Origin of the sequence: Methanosarcina mangrovi (assembly GCF_052057765.1) — an archaeon.
Lineage (GTDB): Archaea > Halobacteriota > Methanosarcinia > Methanosarcinales > Methanosarcinaceae > Methanosarcina.
The window spans coordinates 3022465-3046767 of the sequence record NZ_CP195120.1 but is presented as its reverse complement, the minus strand read 5'-3'; the positions used below and the strand labels follow the sequence as shown (position 1 = coordinate 3046767).

Genomic DNA, 24303 nt, shown 5'->3' with positions numbered 1-24303 from the left:
GATTCTGGACCGAAAAATCAGGCTAAATATGCTGCTGATCTAAAGGCTTAAAATGTATGAGTGCATATTGAATCTGGTTTACTGTAGAAACATAAAATTTAAATATAAAAATACTCTAATAAAAAGTAAAGGCTCAAAGAATTGACACGACTTCTAAAGTTCGATTTCGAACCGAGTTTCCCTACGAGTTTTAAAAAATGTATAATATGTTATGATATTTAATATAAATAACTTTATCAGATTTTTATGGAGAATAAACCACGATGAGTGATAAACAGGTTTATGACGCTTCGCACATCCAGGTACTCGAAGGCCTGGAAGCTGTCCGAAAACGCCCGAGCATGTACATAGGGAGCACGGATGGCCGCGGGCTCCACCATTTAGTCTACGAGGTTGTAGACAACAGTATTGATGAAGCCCTTGCAGGCTTCTGTACCAGGGTCGATGTCACAATCAATCCCGATGGAAGCGTGACGGTCCTGGACAATGGGAGGGGTATTCCTATCGACCCCCACCCGGTGCACAAGAAATCAGCCCTTGAGGTCGTGATGACGGTTCTGCACGCAGGGGGAAAATTCGACAAGAATACTTACAAGGTCTCCGGAGGACTTCATGGAGTAGGGGTTTCGGTAGTAAATGCCCTTTCGGAATGGACTGAAGTAGAAGTAAGTAGAGGTGGAAAGAAGTATTTCCAGCGTTACATTCGCGGAAAGCCGGAGTCAGATGTTCGGGAAATAGGAACGTCGGATGTTGCAGGCACAAAAACCACTTTTAAACCCGATGCAAGAATTTTTGAGACCACGGATTTTCAGTACGACATTCTCTCAAACAGGCTCAGAGAGCTGGCTTTCCTTAACAGGGGTCTCATAATCAGCCTCAAAGACTTAAGAAGCCCCGACGGGCAGGCAGAGACTTTTACCTATAGCGGAGGAATAGTGGAATTCGTGGAGTACCTGAACAAGAAAAAGCAGTCCCTCCACGAAAAGCCGATCTATTTCGAACGGCAGAGAGACGACATGGTCGTAGAAATTGCAATGCAGTATACGAACAGCTACACTGAAAACGTGTACTCTTTTGCAAACAATATCAACACCCATGAGGGCGGGACCCACATTATCGGTTTCAAGACCGCTCTTACAAGGGTTGCAAACGATTACATAAAAGCCAACAAGCTTTCCAAAGAAGACGCAAAGCTGACCGGAGACGATGTAAGGGAAGGGCTGACTGCAATCATCAGTGTCAAGCTTATGGAACCCCAGTTTGAGGGGCAGACCAAGACAAGGCTCGGAAACAGTGACGTCAAGGGAATAGTTGACTCCCTTGTGACTGACGGGCTTGCAGAATACTTTGAGGAAAACCCGAAGGTTGCAAACGTTATCCTTGAAAAAGCCCTCCTTGCCCAGAGAGCCCGGGAAGCTGCAAAAAAGGCAAGGGAACTTACCCGCAGAAAGAGCGCGCTCGAGGTCAGCACCCTGCCCGGAAAACTTGCGGATTGTTCGGAAAAAGATCCTTCGGTTTGCGAGATTTACATCGTGGAAGGTAATTCGGCAGGAGGTTCGGCAAAACAGGGCAGGGACAGGAGTTTCCAGGCAATTTTACCCCTCAGGGGCAAGATCCTGAATGTGGAGAAATCCAGACTTGCGAAGATCCTGAAAAACAATGAAGTCGTTTCTCTTATCACTGCCCTCGGGACCGGGGTCAGTGAGGACTTTACTCTGGAAAGCGCTCGCTATCATAAAGTCATCCTCATGACCGATGCCGATGTGGACGGAGCGCATATCAGGACTCTCCTTCTTACTCTGTTCTTCCGCTACATGAGACCCCTGATCGACGCCGGATACGTATATATCGCCCAGCCTCCCCTCTACCGCATAAAGAAAGGCAAATCCGAGTACTATATACACTCGGACAGGGAACTTGAAGCAAAGAAAAGAGAACTCGGGGACAAAGGACTTGCAATCCAGCGCTACAAAGGGCTTGGAGAAATGAACCCGGAACAGCTCTGGGAAACAACCATGAACCCTGAGAGCCGGACCCTTTTACAGGTTACCCTGGAAGATGCGCTCCGGGCTGACGAGATCTTCAGAATCCTCATGGGAGATGAGGTAGAGCCACGCCGGAACTTCATAGAAACGCATGCAAAAGAAGTTGTGGACCTGGATATCTGAGGTGGCTGAAAATGGCAAAATACGAAGAAGAAAAAAAATCAGAAGCTGAAATGAAAAAATCTTATCAGGCTACCCTTATCCCGGAAGAGAGAGACGAAGAGCAGGAAAGTGGAGACGGTTCAACCGCCCTTATTCGCGAAGAGTCAGGCAAGAAACTCGAACTGGCATTATCCGACCCTGCTTCGGATGAGCCTGAGGACGAAGGGTCTGAACCCGATAATAATGGAGTTACAGCTATCCTTATCGACGATGAAATGAAACGCTCCTACATTAATTATGCAATGAGCGTCATCGTCGGAAGGGCCCTTCCCGATGCCAGAGACGGCTTAAAGCCGGTCCACCGCAGGATTCTTTTTTCAATGAAGGAATCCGGGATTACTCACGACAAACCGTATAAGAAGTCAGCCCGTGTGGTGGGTGACGTGCTTGGTAAATACCACCCTCACGGAGACGCTGCTGTTTATGACAGTATCGTAAGGATGGTGCAGGACTTCTCACTTCGCTACCCTCTGATCGACGGGCAGGGGAACTTCGGGTCTATTGATGGGGACGAGGCTGCAGCCATGCGATATACCGAAGTCCGCATGGATAGGATTGCAGAGGAGATGCTGGCTGACATTGAAAAGGAGACCGTCCCGTTCAGGCCTAACTATGACGGGTCCCTTGAAGAACCGGAAGTCCTTCCTGCAAAACTCCCTAACCTCCTTATCAACGGGTCAACAGGAATTGCAGTCGGAATGGCAACGAACATGGCTCCCCACAATATAAGTGAGGTAATTGACGGGACTCTGATGCTTATTGACAACCCTGAAACCCCGGTTTCGGAACTGATGACCGTGGTAAAGGGGCCGGATTTTCCCACAGGTGCGCATATCCTCGGGACAGCAGGTATAAGGTCTGCATACACAACAGGAAGGGGTCCGGTAAAGATCAGGGCAGTTGCCGAAATTCAGGAGCTTAAAAAAGATAGGGATCAGATTATAGTAACCGAACTTCCTTACCAGGTGAACAAGGCAAGGATGATTGAAAATATCGCTCAGCTTGCCAGGGAAAAGGTAATTGTCGGAATTTCCGATCTGCGGGACGAATCCGACAGGGATGGGATAAGGGTCGTAATCGAGCTTTCAAAGGGCACAAACCCCAAGGTTATCTTAAACCAGCTCTACAAGCACACTCAGATGGAGACTACTTTCGGGATCATCAACCTCGCCCTTGTGGACGGAAAGCCCAAGGAGCTGAACCTTAAGCAGCTTCTGGAAATTTACCTTGAGTACAGGATGGAAATCATCCAGAAGCGGACGCTCTATGACCTTAAGAAGGGTGAAGAAAGAGCCCATATCCTTGAAGGGTTGAGGATTGCCCTTGACAACATTGATGCAGTGGTTGCCCTTATCAAGGGGTCTGCAAACGCCGATGAAGCCAGGCAGGGCCTGATGGACAACTTTGCTCTTGACGAAGTCCAGGCAAAGGCTATTCTGGACATGCGTCTGCAGCGCCTGACGGGGCTTGAGACCAGGAAAATCCTTGAGGAACTGGAAAGCCTCATAAAACTGATCGCCGAACTCAGGAAAATCCTGGAAAGTGATGAACTCAAGTACGAGATTATCAGGACCGAACTCCTCGAGCTTAAGGAAAAGTACGGGGATGTCCGCAGGACAAAGATCGTACATTACACGGAAGAAGTGACCGATGAAGACCTGATCCCGGAAGAAGATGTTGTGGTCACGATCACAAATAGCGGTTACATAAAACGTCTTCCTCTTGATACCTATTCCATGCAGCGCCGCGGAGGCAGGGGGATTATCGGCATGGAAATGAAGGAAGAAGACTTCGTGGAAAACCTCTTCATTTCCTCAACCCACAACTATATCCTCTTCTTCACGAACAGGGGCAGGCTCTACTGGCAGAAAGTCTACGAGATCCCGGAAGGCTCCCGCCAGTCGAGAGGCAAAGCCATAGTAAACCTGCTTGAGCTGCAGGAAGGCGAAATGGTCAATGCAATGATCCCTGTAAAAGAATTTGCCGAAGATAAATATCTCCTTATGGCAACAAGGGCAGGGACGATCAAAAAGACTCCACTTTCCGAGTTCAGGAACCCGAGAAAAGCCGGCATCATCGCAGTCAGCTTGGACGAAGGCGACGAGCTTGTCAAAGTTCTCCTTACCGACGGTAAACAGGAAATTGTGATGGTCTCAAAGAAAGGCAAAGCCATCCGTTTCTCCGAAGAAGATGTCCGTCCGATGGGGAGGACCGCAAGAGGCGTCCGCGGCATGACCCTCGACGGCCCCGATGATGAGGTTGTCAGCATGGACCTGGTCGATGAGACCACAACCCTCCTGACCGTTACAGAAAACGGCTTTGGCAAACGGACAGAATATTTCCAGTACCCCGCCCACCGCCGCGGCGGAAAAGGTGTGATTACGATCGTCACAAACCTCAGGAACGGCTCGGTCTCAAACGTAAAATCCGTAGCTGAAGGCGATGAACTCATGTTCACAAGCGCAGAAGGCATAATCATCCGCATCCCGGCAAAAGATATCTCAATCCAGGGCAGAAACACCCAGGGCGTAAGGATCATGAACATCAAATCCGGGGATAAAGTCGTCGGGATGGCCCGGATCAAAGCCGAAGAGGATGAAAAGCAGCTGAAACTCACAGACCTCAAACCCAGAAAGGCAGAAAGTGCAAAATCCGAATTCGAGGTCGAAGAGGATGAAGCCGAAGAACCTGAAGAACTTGAAGAAACAGAGGACTTCGAAGAAGAGGGAGTTGAAGAAGAGGGAGTTGAAGAAGAGGGAGTTGAAGAAGAGGGAGTTGAAGAAGAGGTCGACGAAGCCGAAGAAGAATGAATGATGAAAGATTAGTAAGAGAAATGAGTGAAGGAAAAATGTTCCTTCACTCGAACTTCCTGCCGGAATTTACCTATTGGGGATGGCTATCCGGCTTCTGGATCCCAGTCTGGAAGGGAGGCGGAAGGTATACTATTCTCCCAGTCGCTTTTTGTGTAGTCAGGTTAGTTACTGGTCAAATCTGACAAAACTGCACGTCTGTCATCGCTCACGATTCTTTCCGTAAGCTACCCTCTACACCCAGTTTTCCTGTTTGAACCTACTCATTCTCTCTTTGAGACAGGTATTTCCAGATCTCAACGAGAATGAGTATAGTTGATATATTACTCTTAATTATATAAGCTGCGTGGAATATATTCTACGTAATTCTAATCATTTGCGTTAGATTTTTACCTGAATTCACTGAATTCTTCTGCTAATGCTTTCTCAGTAACTAACCCCTGTGACCCACTTTTTTGAATTTATATAAGCTTTCGCTGGCATTTTACAGGTCTTTATAAATGAAGGTGAAATGGCAATGCAAGGTTTAAAAAATGAAATCTGAATTTTGATCTTTTCCCCTCGATCTGTGATTTCCGAGCAAAATCAGCCAGTTTCCGGTAGATGAAAAATACATAAAAATTTTCGGTGGCGTACTTTCAGTTCGGAGAGAAGCCGGGTGGGAAACCTATTTTGTGGCAAGTTCTTAGTGGTGGGTGCGAGTTGTTGATAAAATCTCTCAAAAATGTTCACTCTGGCGTTTTTTGTTGATACACAGACTCAAACAACTGAATCTACTTGCCACATGAGTGTGTCCAGATCCTGGCCAAATTGTTGCTCCGAGTTTCTCGTATTACATAGAGCTGCCCACTCATGCTGGTTTGCAGTGCGGACCATAATTGATTGCGTTCCTGGGAGACTGCCATCATGCCACCAGGTGCCTGCAGTGTTGACAGCCCACCCGCGGGCATACCCAGAATTCGCTGCGGAAGGTGTTGTCATCGTTGTTATAGTTCCTGGCTGCAGAACGTCTGCGGGATTTGTGAAACCGTCTACCCGCAGCAAGAACCGGAGCAAATCGGTGGGTGTGGCTATCCATCCGCCGTGCGAATCCATCCTGCGGACCGGTAAACCGTAAGGAGCCTGGAAATCTACGCCGGTGTACATTGCCTCGGCGTACTGACGGTCGGCTGCAGTATCCCCTGCAATAGTCATTTGTGTCACACCGGATGGAACTAAGATCAAGTCGCGAACAGTGTCCTTATAGGCCTTTCCGGTGACTTTTTCGATTACTCTGCCGAGTAAGCAGTAGCCGAAATTTGAATATCGATATGCGTTGCCCGGAACATCCAGAAGAGGCTGGTTGTCCAGTGTCCACGAGATCAGATCGCCTGCAGTCAGGTTTGTTTGTTGGAACATCGGGTCGTTACCGTCATTCGGCCAACCGCCTGATGTGTGTTCCAGGAGGTGCTGGAGTGTGATGTTCACAATATTCGCTCCGTATGGCAACGTCCCGTACTGGGTTCCGAGCAGTGAACCAGTGCCGAAGATAGTATCAGTAAGCGAGAGCTGGTTTTGTTCTATCAATCTGAAAACGGTCGATGAGGTGATTGGCTTTGCGATGCTGGCTATTCGGAACCGGGTGTCCGGGGTGACGATTTCGCGAGTGATCGGGTTTGCGTACCCAAAACAGCGGGTGGCGATCACGTTACCTGACCGAGCGACGGCGAGTGACAGTCCAGGAACTGCCCACTTCTGCATGAATGGAATCACTTTGGCACTGACGGCATCCGCATTCGGGTTGTCAGTTAAGGCACGTTCCCAGATTGTGGTGAATGCGGCGGATGATCCTACCCCATACCCGCTTACGTCCGCAAGTCGGAAACCGTGGGCAGTCAACTCATTGAACTCATGCTGGTATTCGGTAGCCGGGATACCATGCCGAGCTTTCCACTCGTGGCCCGGTGATTGCTCCCAGACTGCGGCAAAATGTGTTTTTCCTCGCACCGGATATCCTGCTACCTGTATCAGACGGAATCCCTGGCTGTTCAGTTCGTTAAAAGCTTGTTGATATTTTGCAGCATCCAGTCCGTGCCTGGCCGCCCACGCAGGCCCGGCGTATTGATCCCAAATACAAGCGTACCGGGCTTCGCCTCCGACATCATATCCGGAAACACACCGCAACCGCCATCCTTGGCCTGAGAGTCGGTTAAAAAGTTCCTGGTACTCCGTTGACGTGAGGTCGTGCCGGGCAATCCACGGCAACCCTTTTTGTTGTTCCCAGATCGCAGAGAAAAACTGTTGGGCACCAACCGTGAAAACCGATACGTGAGTCGGGCGATACCCCTGGTGATCAAGGTCAGCGACTGCTTGTTGATATGCAGCAGGAGAAATCCCGTGCCTAGCCTGCCATTTATTCCCACCCCTCCTGTACCAAATTCCGGCAAATCGGGCCTGATTATTCTCGGAGTAACCCGACACCTTGACCAGCCGATAATCTTGCGATACTAAAAGATCAAAATGTTGCTGGAAGTCCGAAGCCGAAAGTCCATGCCGTGCTTGCCATTCCGTGACGATCATCGTTGTCCTCCTGAATAAATGAAGTAATCCAACCTGAACAGGTGAAGCAGATCAACCAGATTGGAAGCAGATCAACCAGATTGGTGCGCTCAGCCTGCATCTCCCCATCGCTTCCAGCTGATCTTCTCATGTATGTCCCCATATGGAATTTGTAATGATTTGGCAATTGAGGATGTTTCAAGCCTCTTCCCTAAAAACGATGCCTGAGAATCCTCTTATATAGCCCAAACCTCTGAAAAGATCTTCTCTGTTGATATTTCCTCAAACCTGGGTGCTTACCTTACGTTGTTGCCATGGTTAAAATGTCCAATGGCATTAGCACATAAACCGATAGTGCCATTTGCTTTTTCTACTCTCATTTGCTATCCTCTCACTTGACATCAAATGTGTTGCTCTGGCAGTCTGCTACTCCCGAAACTGTATGTCAATATATGGCACATTTTATAAATGTAGTTCTAATATAAATTTGCTGGAGAAACCATATTTAGAAATTTAATTCTATCATACATTAGGAATAATTTATTCCAACAAGCAATTCTCTAACTGCTATTTTTCATCTAACTATTTGAAATTAAGTCTAATCTTGGGGTTTATGTACGTTCCAATTCGGTTCATAAGTGAGAGTACATTCTTGTCGGGATAGTGATTTTTTGGAGACGGTTTTTGGCTGCGGGCTTTCAGTCTGGGGTAGCCGAGTGGGAAACATATTTTTTGGGGGTGGGTTTTGAGTTGATTTTTGAACAGGTCGGGTACCGGTTCGTTTTACAGGATTTTCTGAACTCAGGGCCGGTTTGAGTTTCGATTCTTCTTAAAAGTGGGGTACTATATGCCTGGGGAGTCCATAGAGCGAATAGAGAAAAAAAATCGTTCAAGAGATTTAATTGTTGAACAACGCTTATCCTATAGAATCTGTTTTTGGTTTCGATCTTAACAACTCAGTCTCAAACGTCAAATCCGTATCCTAAGACGACGAACTGATGTTCACCAGTGTCGCAAGCATCACTATCCGCATCCCGGCAAAAGACATCTCCATCCAGGGCAAAAACACCTAGAGAATACAGATAACGAACATCAAGCCCGGAGACAAAGTCACAGGGATGGCCGGGATCAAAGCCGAAACAAAAGCCAAAAAGCAGCTGAAACGGACTGTCCTCATAGCCAGAAAAGCCGAAGGAGCAGAAGAGGAAATAGAGGAAGAAGTCGAGGAAATCGAAGAGCTTAAAGAGTTTGAAGAACTTGAAGACGTAGAAGAAACAAAGGAAGTTGAAGAAGACGAGATTGAAGAAGACGAAGAAGACGAAGAAAACTGAAAATGAAATCTGGATGAAGGAAAATAATCCTTCACTCAAATTTCCTGCCGGAATAAAGCCATTGGGGAGGAATATCCGGCGTCTCGACCCCAATCTTGAAGGAATGCGGAACATAGGTTTGTTTTTAGTTACCTTTTGTGGTAGTTGTGGGTTATTGATAAAATCCTGCAAGAAGAGAACTTCTGCCGTTGCTTATGGCTTTCAATTCCGCTCCAAGGATCTGTTTTTCCTGTTTGGATATTACTCATTTTCATTTTGAGAAAATCTGTGTCCGGATCTCAAAAGTCAATGAGTATGATAATATCATTACTCCCAATCATATAAGCCCTCTAGAATATATCATCCGTAACACTAATCTGTTGATACAATTTTTCTATTACCTTTACTACATAAAATAGTTCTTTTTTATCAGGAATTATTTACGATTACTATGGGCTATATCAAGTGGAAGTGTATTTGGAAGCCACCTTCGGCTTCTTATTTTCAGTACCTAATCTTCTAAACCCGCTTTTTTGAATTTATATATGCTTTCGTTGACATTTTACTATTTTTTATAAATATATATGAAATATCAATGTAATGTTTAAAAATGAAATATTATTTTTGACCGCACGTTAATTTTTGCAGAGTTTTCATAATTGAAGGCTGGTTTGAGTTTCGATGTTTCTTAAAAACGAGGTGTCATACGACTGAGGAGCAGGCGGAAAGTTGTGAAAACAACAAAAACAAGAGGTTCCAAAACTAAAAATTCAGATAGATTAATTAATCAACTTCTGTCACTGGAAAGTTTATCCCAAAATTCTTAGGCACCTGGCTCAAAAAAGATTACTATATGGAATAACTCGAATACGTACATCACCCAAAATAATTCTCCCCCAATTTCTCTTCCTCTCCTTCCTCCTGCATTCTTGCATACGCCACATACTCTCTCTCCGTATCAAAAACGAACCTGTAAACCGTTTTGAAATAAGCCCAGTATTTGACGTAGGAATCTCTCGCATCGCTCAGCAGGACAGTTACCGAACCGTTTTCTTCCGAGACACTGTAGACAGGGTAATCGATTTCCTGAGGGACGGCTGTACTGTAGAGTTTTCCGGCTCTTTTGGCGTAGGCGGCGGCATCGGGGGCGTTTCCGGTTACGTTTATTTTTTCGATATAATCGCTTTTTTCGACCCCTGACCAGTAGCTGACTTCCAGAATCTTGTAGTGGGTGGCGTTATAGGAATATGCGGTAAGGAACTTTCCGGGAGAGGAGGGATAGGTGTTCTGGTAGCTGATTTTTGCCCCCTCGGTGTCGGAAATATTTTTCACGAGAAATATTTTTGCGACCGGCAGGACTGTAATCCAGACAAGGAGCACGACCAGAAGGGTTGTGTAGAATTTGCTCCGGTTCTCGGTGACAAAGTTACAGAAGTTGTTGAACTTTCCGTTCCATCTTCCCTTTCTTTTCATATATCCGACAAGTACGATTAAGACGGGCACCAGAGGAAGAAGGTTTGCCAGGGGATCAAAAAAGTAGACGGTTCCCATGATGGATGTTTCGGTGCTGAAAGGGTAGAGGGGGCGCATTTTCCAGCTGGTGGCATAATCAAGGTAGCTGTGAAGAAAAATAGCTGCAAACCCGGCGGCTGTAAACCTGCGGTCTTTTGTTATAAGCCAGATGAAAAGCGTTACAAGCAGGATGAAAAGGATGGAGTGCATGAACTCCCTGTGGCCCAGCAGGTAAAAGAGCTGGTTTCTGGTCTCATGGCTTACGCTGTCGCTGACAAGGGCAAAGAGGATGTATGGGATGAAGTCCAGGTCCGGCAGGATTGCCAGAAATGCCAGGATTTCTCGTTTTCTTCCTTTATATCCGAGTGCGAGTGCGATCAGAAGGCCTATTCCCAGGTGGGAGAGTGTGTTTACCATTTTTTTTATCCCTTTATTATGGGAGAGAACTTTGAAAATATATATCTTTAATTGAAGAGAAGTAATTCGGGCGAATAAGGTTGTATGGATCAGATGATCCGTAATTTAGTCCTTTTTTCAGGTCCTGCCGAGAAGTTTGCATGCCTGGCAGATGTCTTCGGTACAGGTATCCCCGCAGATCCTGCACTTTTCGATTTTTGCAGGGGGCAGTTCCTTAGCAAGGGCTCCCACGAGCTTGTCAAAGCCACGGAGAAGGGAATACTTGGTTCCCGGGTGTTTTGTCTCAAAGTTGTTTAGCAGTTCCCGAATTTCTCCTCGGAGGGCTTCTCCTGCATACGGGCATTCGCTGAAGTCCACAGGCAGGGAGTTTATCAGGGCATAGAGTGCCACTTCCTTTTCAGGGATATTCCGCAGGGGCTTTGCCCTCAATACGAGCCCTTCTACGGCTGCGGGAGGCGCAAGCCTGACCATACGTTCCATATCTCCCCTGAAATGGTTGAGGAGAATGGTCTGGGCTTCATCGTCCAGGTTGTGCCCTGTTACAAGTTTCGTTGCCCCTATTTCAAGCGCTACCCTGTTAAGGATGCTTTTTCTGAGAACTCCGCAGTAGCTGCATGTGCCTTTTTCCCGGTCCATTGCAGCCAGCTCGTCCATTGTAACCCCGTGTTCGTCTTTGAATGACTTTATTATATGCCGGACCCCAAGGGCTTCCGTAAGCTTTTTTGCAAGTTCCAGGGAGTGGGGACGGTATCCATGGATCCCCTCGTCAATTGAAACAGCCACTATCTGAATATCGGGCCTGTTCCCCAGGATCTTATGCATCACATAGAGAGCAACCGAGCTGTCCTTTCCCCCACTCAGAGCAACGGCTATTACATCATTTTTCTTGATGCTGTAGTCTTTCCGGACTGTCAGCTTAATTTTCCTTTCAACGTCTTCTATAAAATGCCTTTTGCAGAGGTGCATTCCGGAGTATTTTTGAAAAATGATAGCTTCATGGTTGCATTTTTTACACTTAATTGTCATTTGAAATCCTTTTAAAGTCCTTTTTTCTACTTGCACGAATTATCTGGAAAATGCAGAAAATGTGATTTATGAGTGTTTGAAATAATTTTACTTTGATCTAATTTTACTTTGATTTAATTTTCCTTCAATCTAATTTTACTTTGATCTGATTTTCTTCGATCTGAAGAATTTTAATTATGAAGGTCGTTTTAGGAAAGGGATACCTCGTATATATGGTTTTTTACGTGCCTTCCGGAGAAGTCGGTGCATTTTTTTATCTGCCACAAAGGGCTCCCTCAACTTTACTCTGAAACTCTGTTTCCAAAAGTATATCCTTCCAAGCAATCAAACCTTAGGTATTATTCAGGTATTCGAAGAATTACAGGGGAAATAAGAAGGTAAGGGGAAATAGGGAAGGAGGCTTCTTTATAATGAAAATCATTCCGGCAGAAGCCAGGCATCTTGAAAATGCCGAGTGGCTGAAGAGTTACATGCTCTTTTCTTTTTCAAATTATTATGATCCGGATAATTTCCTTTTCGGAAACCTGCGCGTTTTTAACGATGACACTGTCCAGGCGGGAAGAGGTTTTTTAACTCACCCGCATTCCGAGACGGAAATTGTCTCGATTGTGCTTGAAGGAGAGATGACGCATAAAGACGATATGGGGAACTAGGGAACTCTCGGAAAAGGAGAGGTACAGTGCGTTACTGCAGGAACCGGAATACGGCATTCTGAGTTGAACACCGGAAAGGAACCTCTGCATTTTTACCAGGTCTGGATTTTACCCTCCAGAAGCCACCTTGAACCTGCGTACTCGCAGAAAAAATTCGAAGAATCGGACTGGGAGAACCGATTACTTCCCCTTGCTTCTGGTCAGGGGTTTGAGGATGCCCTGAAGATAAACGTCGATGCAACAATTTACCGGGCCGATCTTGACAGGGGGCATGTTATCCGCTTTACTTCGCAGGAGAACCGATGTATCTTCATTTGTATTTCTGCCGGGGAACTCTCTGTCAATGGCCAGAGGATCGGAAAAGGGGATCAGGCTCGCATAGACCTGGAATCAGCTATCCATATGGAAGCGGTCTCTTCCGACATACCTGCAGAGTTCGTCCTGATTGACGTCTCTGGAAAGTTGATAGAAACGCAGGAAAAAATATGAACCAAATTAAAAAAGGTTGAAACAAATCATGGGAAGAAGCAAACAGACCGATAAGAGGAGATGAGAAGAGGCACAATCAACCGGGAAGGGGAAGTGACAGGAAAAAGATACTTCCTGGAAGAGGAAGTGATCTGAAAGGGGATCAGCCAGGAAGAGGGGAATCAGAAGAGGCAGAAGTAATCAGAGAGGGAGTAAAAAGAAGGCAGAAAGAGGACTGACATAAAGAATGGGCTATACTGGAATGGAGAGAAAGTTGACTTTAAGGCGGATCGATCGTACGGAATGAATTCTAAAATAGAGTCGATGGTTTGGCGAATGGAGTCGTCAGGTAGTTCGTAGAATTAAATCGGACGGTTTGTAGAACTGAGTCAGGTAGTTCGTAGAATTAAATCGGATAGTTCAGGGACCAGAGTGGAAGTGAGAGGTAAAAATAGTATTAGAGAGGGATTTGCCTCTCACTTCTCCGTTGGTTCTGATATCTGCCGGAGCCGGTTGAGGAATGGCGAACCTCATTTTCAGCTTCCGTTTACGAAACCTCTCTCGGAGTCAGGGACCGAGGAATGGCAAAAAACCTCGATAGTCGCCTCATCCGGGCGGGGTTCCGGTCGCACAGGGCAGGACTGAGGAATGGCGAACCTCGTTTGCCCCAGGCTGTTGTTTTTTGCTAAATGCTCTCATGAACCCCATTCAATATTAGCATTTAGGACTACACGCTATAGTATAACTGTTATATATAAAACATAAGTGGAAATTATTTTTCTATTTCTTTGATGTAATAAATCGCCTTCAAAATTTTCAAGCGGCTTATCGCATCGATGGGCTGAAATTGCTCGCACTAACAAATGCTACTATTTATACCTTCCTATGAAATGCCTCCTTCCCGGTAAAAAGACATAATTTCAAAAGGAAATTTATTTATAATATTGAGAGCAAAACTATTGGTCTTTATTTGAAATTCCCGAATTAAGGTACTGCATCCGAGTTTCACTGTAAGTGCAATAGTCCGCTTTCTTGTTCCTTTCCTTTTTCTTTCCTTTTTCTTTCCTTTTTCTTTCCTTTTTTTCCTTTTTTCTTTCCTTTTTCTTTCTTTTTTTCTTTCCTTTTTTGTTCCTCTCTTTTGGCGAACCACCAGAAAGCTGGTAGAGGTTTCCTGTAAACTGTAGACAAAAATAAAATTTCCTGGGTCGAAAGACGTTTAAAACCTTACTGAAGGACCGGCTTTAGCTCCGAGATTCGCAGGGAAAAATGTTCTGAAGTATCAATTGAATATTCGGAGGTGGCATCAACCGTTAATAAATGATCGCAAACGGTTTTGATTTCAGGTATTTGAGATCGGAAACAGATTCTGTCGTAATAGCATTAATTATTAATAGCAATACTATAAGATATTTATTGAAGTTGGACGAAATAGAATTTTGAAACCTAATTTTATATTTGGGAGGTGTCGGTTGAGTGGAAGGGGTTTCTTTATTGTTGATCCTTTTTTCTGTGCTTGCAGGCTACCTGCTTGGCATACTTTCAGGGCTTTTGCCTGGCATACATACAAACAACTTTGCGCTTGCACTTGTAGCACTTGCCCCTTTTCTGACTGAGAGGGGAGTTGCCCCTTTCTACATTGCCCTCATAATCCTCTCAAATGCGGTCTCACACACTTTCCATGACATTATCCCGTCTGTGTTTTTAGGGGCACCTGACGGAGACACGGCACTTGCAGTCCTTCCGGGGCACAGGCTTTTGCTTGAAGGGGCAGGGGCGGAAGCGGTCCGGCTCTCTGCCCTCGGCAGTGCGGGTTCTGTGGTTGCATCGATGCTTTTTGTGCTACCGTTTTCTTTTTTCTTCGGGGCTGTTTACCCTTATCTGCAGGAGTATATGGCATGGATCCTTCTCATGATTGTGTTTATTATGCTTGCGAGTGAGAAAGGTGAGGAGGTAAAGGGTCAGGGCTCGCTTGCAAAATACAGGTACAAAGCTTATGCCCTCCTGCTGTTTTTGGTCACGGGAGTTCTGGGGCTCTTTGCGTTTTCAAGAGAAAGTCTTCTTATTCCGGTTATAAGCCTCGGGCAGGCTTCCGTACTTCTGCCTCTCCTCAGCGGACTTTTCGGGGCTTCCCAGCTCATTATAAGCCTCCTCACAAGCTCGGAGATCCCTCCCGAATCCGTTTCGAAATTTGAACTTTCCCGAAAAAGGATCCTGAGAGGAGTCTTTACCGGCAGTACCGCAGGTTCCCTTGTAGCCTGGCTGCCAGGAGTTTCTTCTGCCATTGCCGCCCTTCTGGCAGGGCTTTTTGTAAGATCCGATTTTGACCGAAGGTCCGTAAAAAAAGAAAGTTCTGAACCTGAGCCCGGAGGACAAAAATCCTTTCTTTTTTCCGACCCCGATGAAGACCGCCAGACTCTTGAGAGCTCAAAGGAATTTATTGTCTCGGTTTCCGGGGTAAACACTTCAAATGCCATTTTCGGGCTGGTAGCCCTTCTGGTGATAGGAAAGACAAGGAGCGGAGCGATGGCTGCCGTGAATGAAATCCTGGGTATAGGGTCACCTGGTTTTCAGGTAATCCTGCTTTTTTTTGCCGCAATTCTACTGACCGCCCTGTTTTCGTACTTTTCCACCGTCTGGATAGGGAATAATGCCCACCAAATGCTCCGAAAACTTGACTACGCGAAACTCTGCATCGGAGTTCTTGCAGGGCTTACAGTAACGGTCTTTCTTTTTACAGGGTTTTTCGGGCTTTTCATCTTTTTAATTTCTATCCCAATAGGCATGCTCCCGTCTTTTATGAAAGTCAGGAAATCTCATGCTATGGGCGTTATCCTGTTGCCTGTTATCCTTTACTTTTTTTGATCCGTGACTTTTTGTAGTTATTTACTTCCTGCAATCCCTTATTTCCGTAATCCTTTACTTCTTCAATCCTAAACTTTCTGTAAAAGTATGCTCTTCTCTCCCTATTTATCAATGCGCAGGAGCTTTTCCGACAATCGCCCTCAGCCCTTCTACCAGATTCTTCAGCATTTTTGCGGGAATGCCGACCGTCAGTTCTGACTCCTGAATATCCGTATAGGCCCTGCTGCCCGTGCAGCCGACAGTTATTCCCATTTTGCCTGACAGGTAGGGCTCTGCGACGGCATCGGAACAGAGGCTCTGCTTGCCTGCAAATTCGGCTTCAATTCTCCCGCCTTCATTGTAGAGGGCTGCCTGGGTCAGAAGCATTAACTGTTTGGGAGAGCCGATTATCACTACAACATCGGGCATGAAACTTGCACTTTCGAGAGGGGCATAAAGGGCTGCTATTGTGGATTCTGCCTCAACCATGGGGACTCTTGCAAGAGTCTTTTTCGAAGCTTCCAGAGTCTTAAAATGCTTCAGTTTGTCGTAATAGAATTCCCCGCTCGCCAGTTTGGGTGGCATGTGCCCGAGCCCCATTGCTGCTGCTCCTCCTTTGCAGGTCTGGTCTTCAAGAACGGCATAAAACTCCTCTTTTGTTCTGCGCACTCGGTCCATCATCTGGCAGTGCTTCATTCCCTCTTTGACCCGCTGGATCCCTTCAGGAATTTCAGCACCTTTAGGAACCAGGGCTACTGCCACCGGTGAGGTTTCCAGCTTAAGCAGTTCGATTATTTCCTTCCCGTATTCATTTATTTCCTTAATTTGATTGGGACTTGCTTTTTCCATTACGCTCACTCCTTATTATTCTCTACCCACTTTTTATCAGTCCTTACTTTATAGGTTTATATATCCGCGGTTTGAAGATAGTGTAAAGCTGAAAGCTTAAATAGAAATCAGAAGCAATTATTCTTTCCAGCTTCTTTTCTGCAAATTGTTCTGAATCTGTGTCTTATCACATATATCTATTATATTCTTCACATGAAATTATACATTCTTCCATGAAATCAGATTCCTCTCATGAAATCCTTTACTGAGGAGCAAAAATATAAAACTTAAAATGTATTGGATCGAAATTGTAGATGGAATAAAATAGAAGGGTTGAATAAAAAGTAAAACTGATTTCTTTAGATGAAGCTGGATCGAAAGGAAACCGGAGTGAAGGTCAAAGCCTGATTTCGGCTTCACCGGAAGCAATGAATCGAGAAGAGGGGTTTACAGGTCTATGAAAGCACAACTTGAACAGCGTTTGGTAGAACTCAGGGCTGAGTACGAATCAGGCCAGAAAATTCTCAAAGACATTGAGACAAAGCTTGTAGAACTTGATAACAGGAAGAAGAACCTGAATGAAACGCTCCTGAGGATCAGCGGAGCAATCGAGCTTCTGGAAGAGGTCCTGGAAGAAGAGAGTAAAAGCAGCACTCCGGAAGTACTCGATACGGAAGTACCGGAGGTTGAGCCTGAGAAAAAAGAACTTGAAGTGCCCTTTGTTATAAGATTACCTCTGGAGCAGGCTGTTAAAAAGCTGGAAGAAGCAGGACTTAGTGTCGGTAATATCGGAGAAAAGAATGTTTTTGTAGGAGGCGTCCGTTTCGGAGACGTTGTCCAGCAGGAACCAAAGGGTGGAGTGCGCGTGGATAAAGGGTCAACCGTAGACCTGGTCGTAGCAAAAAAGGGTAAATTTAAACCTGATCTGAGCCAGAACTCACTTTTAAGTTCCTATTCAAACCATTGAGGTCAGCCACCGTTTTCAGGCAGACCTCTTAGTAGCTTCTGCAGTCCTGAGTGATGTCTGTAATAGATAGTCTTGGATTTTTATGAAAAGAAGGAAAGGGTACTAACGAGAGGCATGGTACTGATGAGAGAATTTGATTCTGGATCTGGTATACTTCTTTCGGAACTCTGGAAACATTGTAATGGTGCTCTCAGGAGTTTCAATAGTTTAAATAGTTCAGGGAACGGGAATCCGTATGTCCCTCTAAAAGAGTTTTTCGCTGCATGCAGTCAGATTTCATTCATTCTCTGGAGTAAGAATGACAAAAAACACCGAAAGCATCTCAGGTCCGTCTTTTCTATAGCCAACAATTCCCCTTTTTCCCCCGGACTTTTAGCCGGACTGGGGAAAGTGTTTGGAAGTAAAGAACTAATAAAGAATATACAGGGAGAGGATCCCAATCTTTCTATAGCCAACAATTCCCCTTTTTCCCCCGGACTTTTAGCCGGACTGGGGAAAGTGTTTGGAAGTAAAGAACTAATAAAGAATATACAGGGAGAGGATCCCAATCAACAGAAGCCTGCAGCTTTTTCATATGATCCTGCTGCAAAAGTCCTGACCGCCGATGGCAAAAAATATGAAATCCTGCCCCTTTTTCTGGCTGTCAGGGACCTTTATGCTTCCCTCCCTTTCTTCGACGAACTTCAGGCCTGTACCGAGATGCTTGAAAAGAACCCTCAGGATGCTACTGCCCTCTTTCAGAAAGCTGTCCTTCTTTATAAGGCGAGAAGGTTTGAAGCCGCCCTGCAGCTTATAGAGCAGGTGCTTGAAATAGTTCCTGATGACTTCAGGGTCTGGTACAACAGAGGCGTGATACTCTCGGAAATGGGCAGGCTTGAAGAAGCATTAGCTGCCTATGACAGGGTAATTGAGCTTGAACCGGCTTTCGAAATCGCATGGGACAATAAAGGAGTCGTCCTTGCACGGCTTGGCAGGCTTGAAGAAGCCCTTAAAACATACGAAAAAGTGCTCAGGAAAAACCCGAAATACACTGAGGCCTGGGCAGGAAAAGGTTCGGTCCTTTCCGCACTTGACCGGAAAGAAGAAGCTCTCGAAGCATACCTTTCAGCCCTCAAAATCAGGCATGATTACCTGGAAGCCCTGAAATCTGTCGGCAGCCTGTCTTCCAGGCTGGGCAGATATGAGGAAGCTCTGGCCGCGTACGATACAGCTCTTCAAGTTGCTCCGGAAGCTCCCGAGCTCTGGGCAGGTAGGGGACTGGTTCTTTCGGAACTGGGTAGACAGGAGGAAGCCCTGCAAAGCTGCAGCAGAGCTCTCAAATTGAAACCGGGCTTTGTTCCTGCGCTTGAAATCAAGGTCGAAATCCTTTCGAGAGTCAGCCGACAAAAAGCCCCAGATTCTCAATAACTTTTTTCTGTACTAACTCCTCCGTATCCGGCAAAATTCGAATCAGAAAAGGTATATCTCATTGAAAACTAAAATGCTGAATACCAGTTTGACCCTGATTCCAGGCTTAAGCTGGAAAAATCAGGGTGGGAAATGATTCCGCAAGGGGTCCTAATACATTTTTATCTGGAAACGGAGGATTCCGAAATGGCAGAGGAAAATAATACCACAGAAAGCACCAAGGAAAAGCAAAAGAAACCGGAAGCGGCAGAAAATACCGGAGAAAGCGAGGACCCCGGGCAGCTCCTCATAACAGCACGTGAAGCTGATAATTATGAAGAGAAACTCCGGCTCTATGATAAGGCCTTAAATCTGGACCCTCTTTATTTTGATGCTTGGCTCCAGAAGGGTTTTGTCCTGGACAGGATCGGGAGGTCCGAGGAAGCTCTTGCCTGTTACGATAGGGCTCTTGAACTCGATCCCGAGCACCTTGGAATAATGTGTCTCAAAGGTTTTGCTTATAATAACTTACAGGATTTTGAAAAAGCCATAGAGTGTTATGACGAAGTCCTCAAGGTCAACTCCGAGGATGTTTTCTCCTGGTACCAGAAAGGTTCGGTTCTGGAAAACCTTGGCAGGTACGGAGAGGCTATGGAGGCATACGACCGGGCTCTGGAAATAGACCCTACTGATGCCCTTATCAGGGAGAAAAGGCTGAGGCTCCTAGGGCTTATTTATAAAAAGGGAACCCTGGTAGATTCCCCGGACAGCGGCTTTAACTGAGCATGGAATACAACGGTATCTCCACGAATAGGGGAAGCAGGTCGATGACCTAGCTTGAACAGGGGAGTTTTCTAGCCAGAGAGATATTGTTTCTGTCGCGCTTACCGAGTTTTTTGTTCGCGAGGAACAACGAGAGAAAGAAAAAAAGATGGCTGAACTTTACTCCTACCTGATCCAGCGCAAAGAAGGCGGGGAACTCCTGGATGAAGTTCCGAGAACCCCCAGAGAAAGAGCTGAAGCACTTACAAAGGCAGGTATAGCCCTCGTTGAAGTCGGGAAATACGAGGAAGGAAAAGAGTGTTTTGCAGAGGCAAAAGAATTAGAAGACTCTAACCCTGACCCCAAGAATTCAAAATCAGAGAAAAAAGTACCTTTTGAGGAAGATTATCCACATGAGTATATATTGGAATAAAGTGTTGAGCTGAGGAGTCTTATTGGTTATAGCCAAAATGTATTTACAAGTACGAAAACAATTACGATACTAGCGATCATTTCAGATTTTGTCATTAAAAGTATAGCTATAATTTTTATTTGATCACTTCTTATTTTTATCACTTCTTATTTTTATTTGTCAGGATGCTAGTCTCCTGTGGTTAACATTTGTACTGCCGTAGAGCTTTGGTGAGCTTGATTCTACAACAGAATTGGAATCGTATTGTCTCGTACCGAATTCGAATCTCAACTCAACATTACAGATAATATACTATATAAAAACTTTCTTAAGTGGCTTAAAGCAGATCCGAAAAATATTTTAACTTGCTGTGGATGTTATAATCGGTAATATAATAAATGCAGCCGATACCCGATATTATAACATGTTCGGATGGGCTCTAAATGAAGAAGATGAAGACCCTGAAAAAGCCCAGATGCGTAACTTTTGAGTGGATTGAAAGTTTAAAAAATATTATTTAACATTACGTCTAACTATTTTTACTTTATTTCCTTTCATAAAACGACTTGACTATTATTTTCAAAACCGTATTTTTATTCTCGTTGTCTCGAATATGTATTCAAATATACGAAGTTATTTATAGCGTTGTTCACAAAAAATAACTGTCTCTTTCTAGGGGATTGCTACGTTAACTTACTCTATAGCATAATAAGCCTTAATTTTAAGGCAGGAAATTAAAATGTTGGGTAAACATAAAAAAATAATTTTTACTTTGTTGGTGGTAATGTTATTTATTCCAACATCGTTTGCGAGTGAAGGCAATGATACAAATAGGAAATACACCGAGGAAGAAATAAGGTATATGGTTATGGTACTAAACCAAACAGTGGTTACATCTGGAGACTGTTTTGCTAATTTTTCCACAATAGATTATTTTGCGGATGAATCGACTGAAAATGAGAATTATACTATGTCAGAAATCTATGACACAAATCATACTTTCTCATATGATGATCTCAGAGACCAAAATTTATTCAATGAGTCCAACAATAAGAGTAAATGTTTTCAAGGCGAGATATTCAATGAATCAGTTGTTGAATTTTCGACTATCTTTTCTTCACCGGATTGTTTCAAAAACACCGAGCTTTCGAATGGAAAAAATATTCTTTTAAATAAAAATATCTATTTGACTGAGAGCGAACCTTTTGATTGGGTAATTTCAAATAAAAAAATCAAAATGAATATCAAAGGGATTGAAATCCAAAATGTTTCAGAAAAATCTATAGCTGCAACTGCGACTGAATCTATAACTGCAACTGAAGATACTGTTCCCGCAGTAATAGTTACAGGTGCAACTTGTGACTGGCACTGGATACAAAATAAAACTGCAACAAACAGTATAACTATCCGAAATTATGGTAGTACTTCTGCAAGTGGATATGTCACGATTGGTTCAATTGAAGACGATAGTGGGTGGGGTTCAACATTCACGAACTTGGCTCCGGGAGCTGAAATAACAAAGACAATTCCTTTTTATGTTGATTCGACTAAATTTCCATCAGTTGGTGCAAAAGAGGTCAGAGTAGTAGTATTAGTTCAGTCTGGTTCCTATTATGTACCTACTCACGCTCCAAAACTACCAGCAATTTTTGTTGAATCATACAACAATGATCCTGGATATTTGGAAGATCCCGAAAATGGAATTTATCTTGATACAAGTGATTTACACCATCAGAATGAATATTCTATAGCAACTAAAGCAGCAATTGCAGGGGACAACACTACATCTCCCGTGGAGACTGCCATAAAAATACATAACTCAGTACATGCGACTATGCATTACAATGTGTCTGCTTTGAATCCAGATTATACAGGTTCAGATCAATGGATTATCAATAATAATTATAATGGGATATGTGATGAATACGCTGTACTTTCTGTTTCATATTACAGATCACTTGGAATACCTTCTAGGCAACTACTTATGAGTTTTTACCCTCCAGGTAGTACTACTCTTTCTGCTCATTCATTTACAGAAATTTGGGATGGAACTCGTTGGATTCATTCTGATACTAAAATTAGTAGTACCAATGGTTTTGATAATCCTAGATACTATGTTAATGAAGGATTTGATGTAACATTAGTTGCTGCAGTAACAGGTGCAGACGATTCAATTTCTAACACAGATGGGGCTGATGATGATGGCATACTCTCACATGGAGACTATGCTTGTATATACTCTCAAGACCTCATAACTAAATATGCATAACGGTAAGCATAATGGTAATATAGTAATTTACTCAGTAGCCTTGTAAAGGCTACACAATTTTTCCTTATTTTGTCCAAAATAAATCTTGAATCACATCTTATCCCAAATTTTCTTGATACCGTTTTACATTTTTACTATAAAATTTACAATTTCTCCCAATACCGTTTTACCATTTTACCTGTAAAATTTACATTTTTGCATTTTACAGTAAAACCATACACATTTTTACTTTTGACCTAAACCAATACTTCCCACTTATTCGCTCTTTCCAGTACGTGACTGTTCAGAGTAAACAGCTTATCTGATTTTGTATTCTGCTTGTCGGCTTTAATTTCGGCGAGGTGGAAAAATGTTTCGCAAAAAGCCAAAGAACTTGAAAGCAGCTAATCCTTTTGAATTCCCTAAACAAAACTCTAGGCGGATAACCTATGACCACCAGCAAGAAAAAAAGATCGCCTCCGAGAGCTTTGAATCCCAGAGAATTAACGCTGAAGAGGCCAGGAAAGCAGCTGAAGCACACGAGTATTACAAGACTCTTTTAGGCGAAGAAGAGGAAGAAGATACAGTCGTAGAATAACTCCGAAAAGATAAAATCCCCAAGACAAATCATTTTATTGTTGAATAATTTTTATGGTCAACCGCTCTTAGTATATGATATCAAAGCTGCGCCTAAAAATGCAATAACTATACCCATAATTATATATAACCGATCATATACGATTCCGAAGCTAATATAAAGCGCTCCTCCGAGTAGTAAAATATATCCTAAAAAAATACCCGGTTCGTTTGGTAAATTCAAAAAGGTATTTGATAAATCCCAACAAACCACTACCTTTATTTCTATTTTATGTTTTCTGTGATCGATTTACTCTTCAGTTTCAATCACTATTATTTATATCAAAATATGTACATAAATATACCTCTCATATTTTTCATATGCATATGTACTTACTATATATTTTCCAAAAATTTTCTGTATCAGTGCTCCCTCTGGGTCTTCTCGGAATAAAAAATATCTATTTTTCAGGCTCAGAGGGTTTGTTTAAAATAAGTTATAGGAAGGGTTAGATTGAGAGGAAAGGGGTTTTCCTCTCTATTTTTTTGTGTGGTGGCATGGTATGGGGTTGAATCTAACCTGCTCTTACATTCATTCCGTTTTTTGAGCTATGAAAATTTATTATATAATATTATAATCTCAAAATATATATAATTTGTTAGGGAGTGGTATACTACTCCTAAAACTTAGTGGTGTATGAATGTACACTTGGAATAGGTCTAAAACTGTTACAATATATAGTACAAATAAAGGTATTTTCGAAAACTCGATTTTTTTTAGAAATATTTTTCGATGTAAAAAAGTATAAGTACATGAAAAAACAACGTTATACTTAGAGAGAACTGGAAATGTAACTGGAATTCCAAATCTTCGTTTCTCCTGTTTGAAGCTGTAAACCATCCCGAATCCAGTTCTCTGCCTACTTCCTAATGTTGAATAAATAATTACAAAAGTAATTTCCATTTCTTCCGAAAAGTTTTTAATATACACGCTATTCTATTATGTGGACCAGTTTCAAAACTAAATACCCTCTGCCTTCGATAAATTCTCCCTCCTTTTATACTGAAACTGGTCTTTTACTGGATATTTCTCGCTTACTTTCAGAGAGCTTGGTTGCTTCTTATATATTTAAGATGTGTTTAATCTTCAAGAAACGGATATTAGAAATATATTTAAAGAGTGCGCGACATTAAATAATTGCCAGCTTCAAGACTAGATACTTTCCAAAATTCCATATGAACGATGCCTTCATTTTTTCCCGGAAGCTGGCTCTGTTTTTGCTATTCACTGATTACTTTCACCGATCTTGAATATTTTTTATATATTTATGAACGTTTCTAT

General features: G+C 43.7%; 18 protein-coding genes and 2 pseudogenes. 13 read left to right on the top strand and 7 right to left on the bottom strand.

Annotation, left to right across the window (positions count from 1 at the left end):
• Positions 1–263: 263 nt before the first annotated feature.
• The gene (gyrB, locus tag ACSAZL_RS13515) at positions 264–2168 is read left to right on the top strand and encodes a DNA topoisomerase (ATP-hydrolyzing) subunit B (RefSeq protein ID WP_440945166.1); all 1905 of its coding nucleotides are present in this window, start codon (positions 264–266) and stop codon (positions 2166–2168) included.
• Positions 2169–2179: 11 nt separating this feature from the next.
• A complete protein-coding gene (gene gyrA, locus ACSAZL_RS13510; protein ID WP_440945165.1) occupies positions 2180–5017 on the top strand; it encodes a DNA gyrase subunit A in 2838 nt (945 codons plus the stop codon).
• A 759-nt stretch (positions 5018–5776) separates the two neighbouring features.
• On the opposite strand, the gene ACSAZL_RS13505 is transcribed toward gyrA, so the two are convergent.
• The 3 genes and pseudogenes from ACSAZL_RS13505 to ACSAZL_RS13495 all read right to left on the bottom strand — a co-directional run bounded on the left by ACSAZL_RS13505 (position 5777) and on the right by ACSAZL_RS13495 (position 7706).
• Positions 5777–7084 (bottom strand): serine hydrolase, encoded by a 1308-nt coding sequence (locus tag ACSAZL_RS13505; RefSeq protein ID WP_440948850.1) that lies wholly within the window; start codon positions 7082–7084, stop codon positions 5777–5779.
• Between the two features lie 93 nt (positions 7085–7177).
• Positions 7178–7576 (bottom strand): annotated as a pseudogene (locus ACSAZL_RS13500) (hypothetical protein); the annotation flags it as partial.
• Entirely contained in the window at positions 7512–7706 is a 195-nt protein-coding gene (locus ACSAZL_RS13495) for a hypothetical protein (protein ID WP_440945164.1), read from the bottom strand. The pseudogene ACSAZL_RS13500 and the gene ACSAZL_RS13495, both read right to left, overlap by 65 nt.
• 967 nt (positions 7707–8673) lie before the next feature.
• On the opposite strand from ACSAZL_RS13495, the gene ACSAZL_RS13490 reads away from it, so the two are divergent.
• Positions 8674–8886: a hypothetical protein gene (locus ACSAZL_RS13490; RefSeq protein ID WP_440945163.1), complete on the top strand. Its 213-nt coding sequence runs from the start codon at positions 8674–8676 to the stop codon at positions 8884–8886.
• The gene (locus ACSAZL_RS13485) at positions 8855–9145 is read left to right on the top strand and encodes a hypothetical protein (RefSeq protein ID WP_440945162.1); all 291 of its coding nucleotides are present in this window, start codon (positions 8855–8857) and stop codon (positions 9143–9145) included. The genes ACSAZL_RS13490 and ACSAZL_RS13485 overlap by 32 nt, the downstream gene beginning before the upstream one ends.
• A 596-nt stretch (positions 9146–9741) precedes the next feature.
• On the opposite strand, the gene ACSAZL_RS13480 is transcribed toward ACSAZL_RS13485, so the two are convergent.
• Positions 9742–10794 (bottom strand): metal-dependent hydrolase, encoded by a 1053-nt coding sequence (locus ACSAZL_RS13480; protein ID WP_440945161.1) that lies wholly within the window; start codon positions 10792–10794, stop codon positions 9742–9744.
• Positions 10795–10911: 117 nt separating this feature from the next.
• Positions 10912–11820, bottom strand: coding sequence for a TIGR00269 family protein (locus tag ACSAZL_RS13475; protein ID WP_440945160.1), 909 nt, complete (start codon positions 11818–11820; stop codon positions 10912–10914).
• Between the two features lie 410 nt (positions 11821–12230).
• Here ACSAZL_RS13475 and ACSAZL_RS13470 point away from each other — a divergent pair.
• A pseudogene (locus ACSAZL_RS13470) lies at positions 12231–12521 on the top strand (pirin family protein); the annotation flags it as partial.
• A gap of 15 nt (positions 12522–12536) precedes the next feature.
• Positions 12537–12962 carry a hypothetical protein gene (locus ACSAZL_RS13465; RefSeq protein WP_440948849.1) on the top strand — a complete coding sequence of 142 codons (426 nt, stop codon included), beginning with the start codon at positions 12537–12539 and terminating at the stop codon, positions 12960–12962.
• Between the two features lie 984 nt (positions 12963–13946).
• Here ACSAZL_RS13465 and ACSAZL_RS13460 read toward each other — a convergent pair.
• Positions 13947–14129 carry a hypothetical protein gene (locus tag ACSAZL_RS13460; RefSeq protein WP_440945159.1) on the bottom strand — a complete coding sequence of 61 codons (183 nt, stop codon included), beginning with the start codon at positions 14127–14129 and terminating at the stop codon, positions 13947–13949.
• Between the two features lie 285 nt (positions 14130–14414).
• On the opposite strand from ACSAZL_RS13460, the gene ACSAZL_RS13455 reads away from it, so the two are divergent.
• A complete protein-coding gene (locus ACSAZL_RS13455; RefSeq protein ID WP_440945158.1) occupies positions 14415–15803 on the top strand; it encodes a tripartite tricarboxylate transporter permease in 1389 nt (462 codons plus the stop codon).
• Between the two features lie 108 nt (positions 15804–15911).
• Here ACSAZL_RS13455 and ACSAZL_RS13450 read toward each other — a convergent pair whose 3' ends face one another.
• Positions 15912–16631 carry a DUF169 domain-containing protein gene (locus tag ACSAZL_RS13450; protein ID WP_440945157.1) on the bottom strand — a complete coding sequence of 240 codons (720 nt, stop codon included), beginning with the start codon at positions 16629–16631 and terminating at the stop codon, positions 15912–15914.
• A gap of 436 nt (positions 16632–17067) precedes the next feature.
• Between ACSAZL_RS13450 and ACSAZL_RS13445 the strand changes: the two genes are divergently transcribed.
• The 6 genes from ACSAZL_RS13445 to ACSAZL_RS13420 all read left to right on the top strand — a co-directional run bounded on the left by ACSAZL_RS13445 (position 17068) and on the right by ACSAZL_RS13420 (position 22983).
• Entirely contained in the window at positions 17068–17577 is a 510-nt protein-coding gene (locus ACSAZL_RS13445) for a PASTA domain-containing protein (protein WP_440945156.1), read from the top strand.
• Positions 17578–18075: 498 nt separating this feature from the next.
• Positions 18076–18984, top strand: coding sequence for a tetratricopeptide repeat protein (locus ACSAZL_RS13440; RefSeq protein WP_440945155.1), 909 nt, complete (start codon positions 18076–18078; stop codon positions 18982–18984).
• 186 nt (positions 18985–19170) lie between these two features.
• On the top strand, positions 19171–19746 hold the full coding sequence (locus ACSAZL_RS13435) for a tetratricopeptide repeat protein (protein WP_440945154.1): 576 nt from the start codon (positions 19171–19173) through the stop codon (positions 19744–19746).
• A 148-nt stretch (positions 19747–19894) separates the two neighbouring features.
• Positions 19895–20158, top strand: a complete 264-nt coding sequence (locus ACSAZL_RS13430; protein ID WP_440945153.1) for a hypothetical protein — start codon at positions 19895–19897, stop codon at positions 20156–20158.
• Between the two features lie 718 nt (positions 20159–20876).
• Positions 20877–22406, top strand: a complete 1530-nt coding sequence (locus tag ACSAZL_RS13425; protein ID WP_440945152.1) for a transglutaminase-like domain-containing protein — start codon at positions 20877–20879, stop codon at positions 22404–22406.
• Between the two features lie 349 nt (positions 22407–22755).
• Positions 22756–22983: a hypothetical protein gene (locus ACSAZL_RS13420; protein ID WP_440945151.1), complete on the top strand. Its 228-nt coding sequence runs from the start codon at positions 22756–22758 to the stop codon at positions 22981–22983.
• The last annotated feature ends 1320 nt before the right edge of the window (positions 22984–24303 follow it).

Bases quoted from the DNA above. Each gene is read 5' to 3' on its own strand.
- gyrB (WP_440945166.1), top strand. From the start codon at position 264: ATGAGTGATAAACAGGTTTATGACGCTTCGCACATCCAGGTACTCGAA.
- gyrA (WP_440945165.1), top strand. From the start codon at position 2,180: ATGGCAAAATACGAAGAAGAAAAAAAATCAGAAGCTGAAATGAAAAAA.
- ACSAZL_RS13495 (WP_440945164.1), bottom strand. From the start codon at position 7,706: ATGAGAAGATCAGCTGGAAGCGATGGGGAGATGCAGGCTGAGCGCACC.
- ACSAZL_RS13490 (WP_440945163.1), top strand. From the start codon at position 8,674: ATGGCCGGGATCAAAGCCGAAACAAAAGCCAAAAAGCAGCTGAAACGG.
- ACSAZL_RS13480 (WP_440945161.1), bottom strand. From the start codon at position 10,794: ATGGTAAACACACTCTCCCACCTGGGAATAGGCCTTCTGATCGCACTC.
- ACSAZL_RS13475 (WP_440945160.1), bottom strand. From the start codon at position 11,820: ATGACAATTAAGTGTAAAAAATGCAACCATGAAGCTATCATTTTTCAA.
- ACSAZL_RS13450 (WP_440945157.1), bottom strand. From the start codon at position 16,631: ATGGAAAAAGCAAGTCCCAATCAAATTAAGGAAATAAATGAATACGGG.
- ACSAZL_RS13445 (WP_440945156.1), top strand. From the start codon at position 17,068: ATGAAAGCACAACTTGAACAGCGTTTGGTAGAACTCAGGGCTGAGTAC.
- ACSAZL_RS13435 (WP_440945154.1), top strand. From the start codon at position 19,171: ATGGCAGAGGAAAATAATACCACAGAAAGCACCAAGGAAAAGCAAAAG.
- ACSAZL_RS13430 (WP_440945153.1), top strand. From the start codon at position 19,895: ATGGCTGAACTTTACTCCTACCTGATCCAGCGCAAAGAAGGCGGGGAA.
- ACSAZL_RS13425 (WP_440945152.1), top strand. From the start codon at position 20,877: ATGTTGGGTAAACATAAAAAAATAATTTTTACTTTGTTGGTGGTAATG.
- ACSAZL_RS13420 (WP_440945151.1), top strand. From the start codon at position 22,756: ATGTTTCGCAAAAAGCCAAAGAACTTGAAAGCAGCTAATCCTTTTGAA.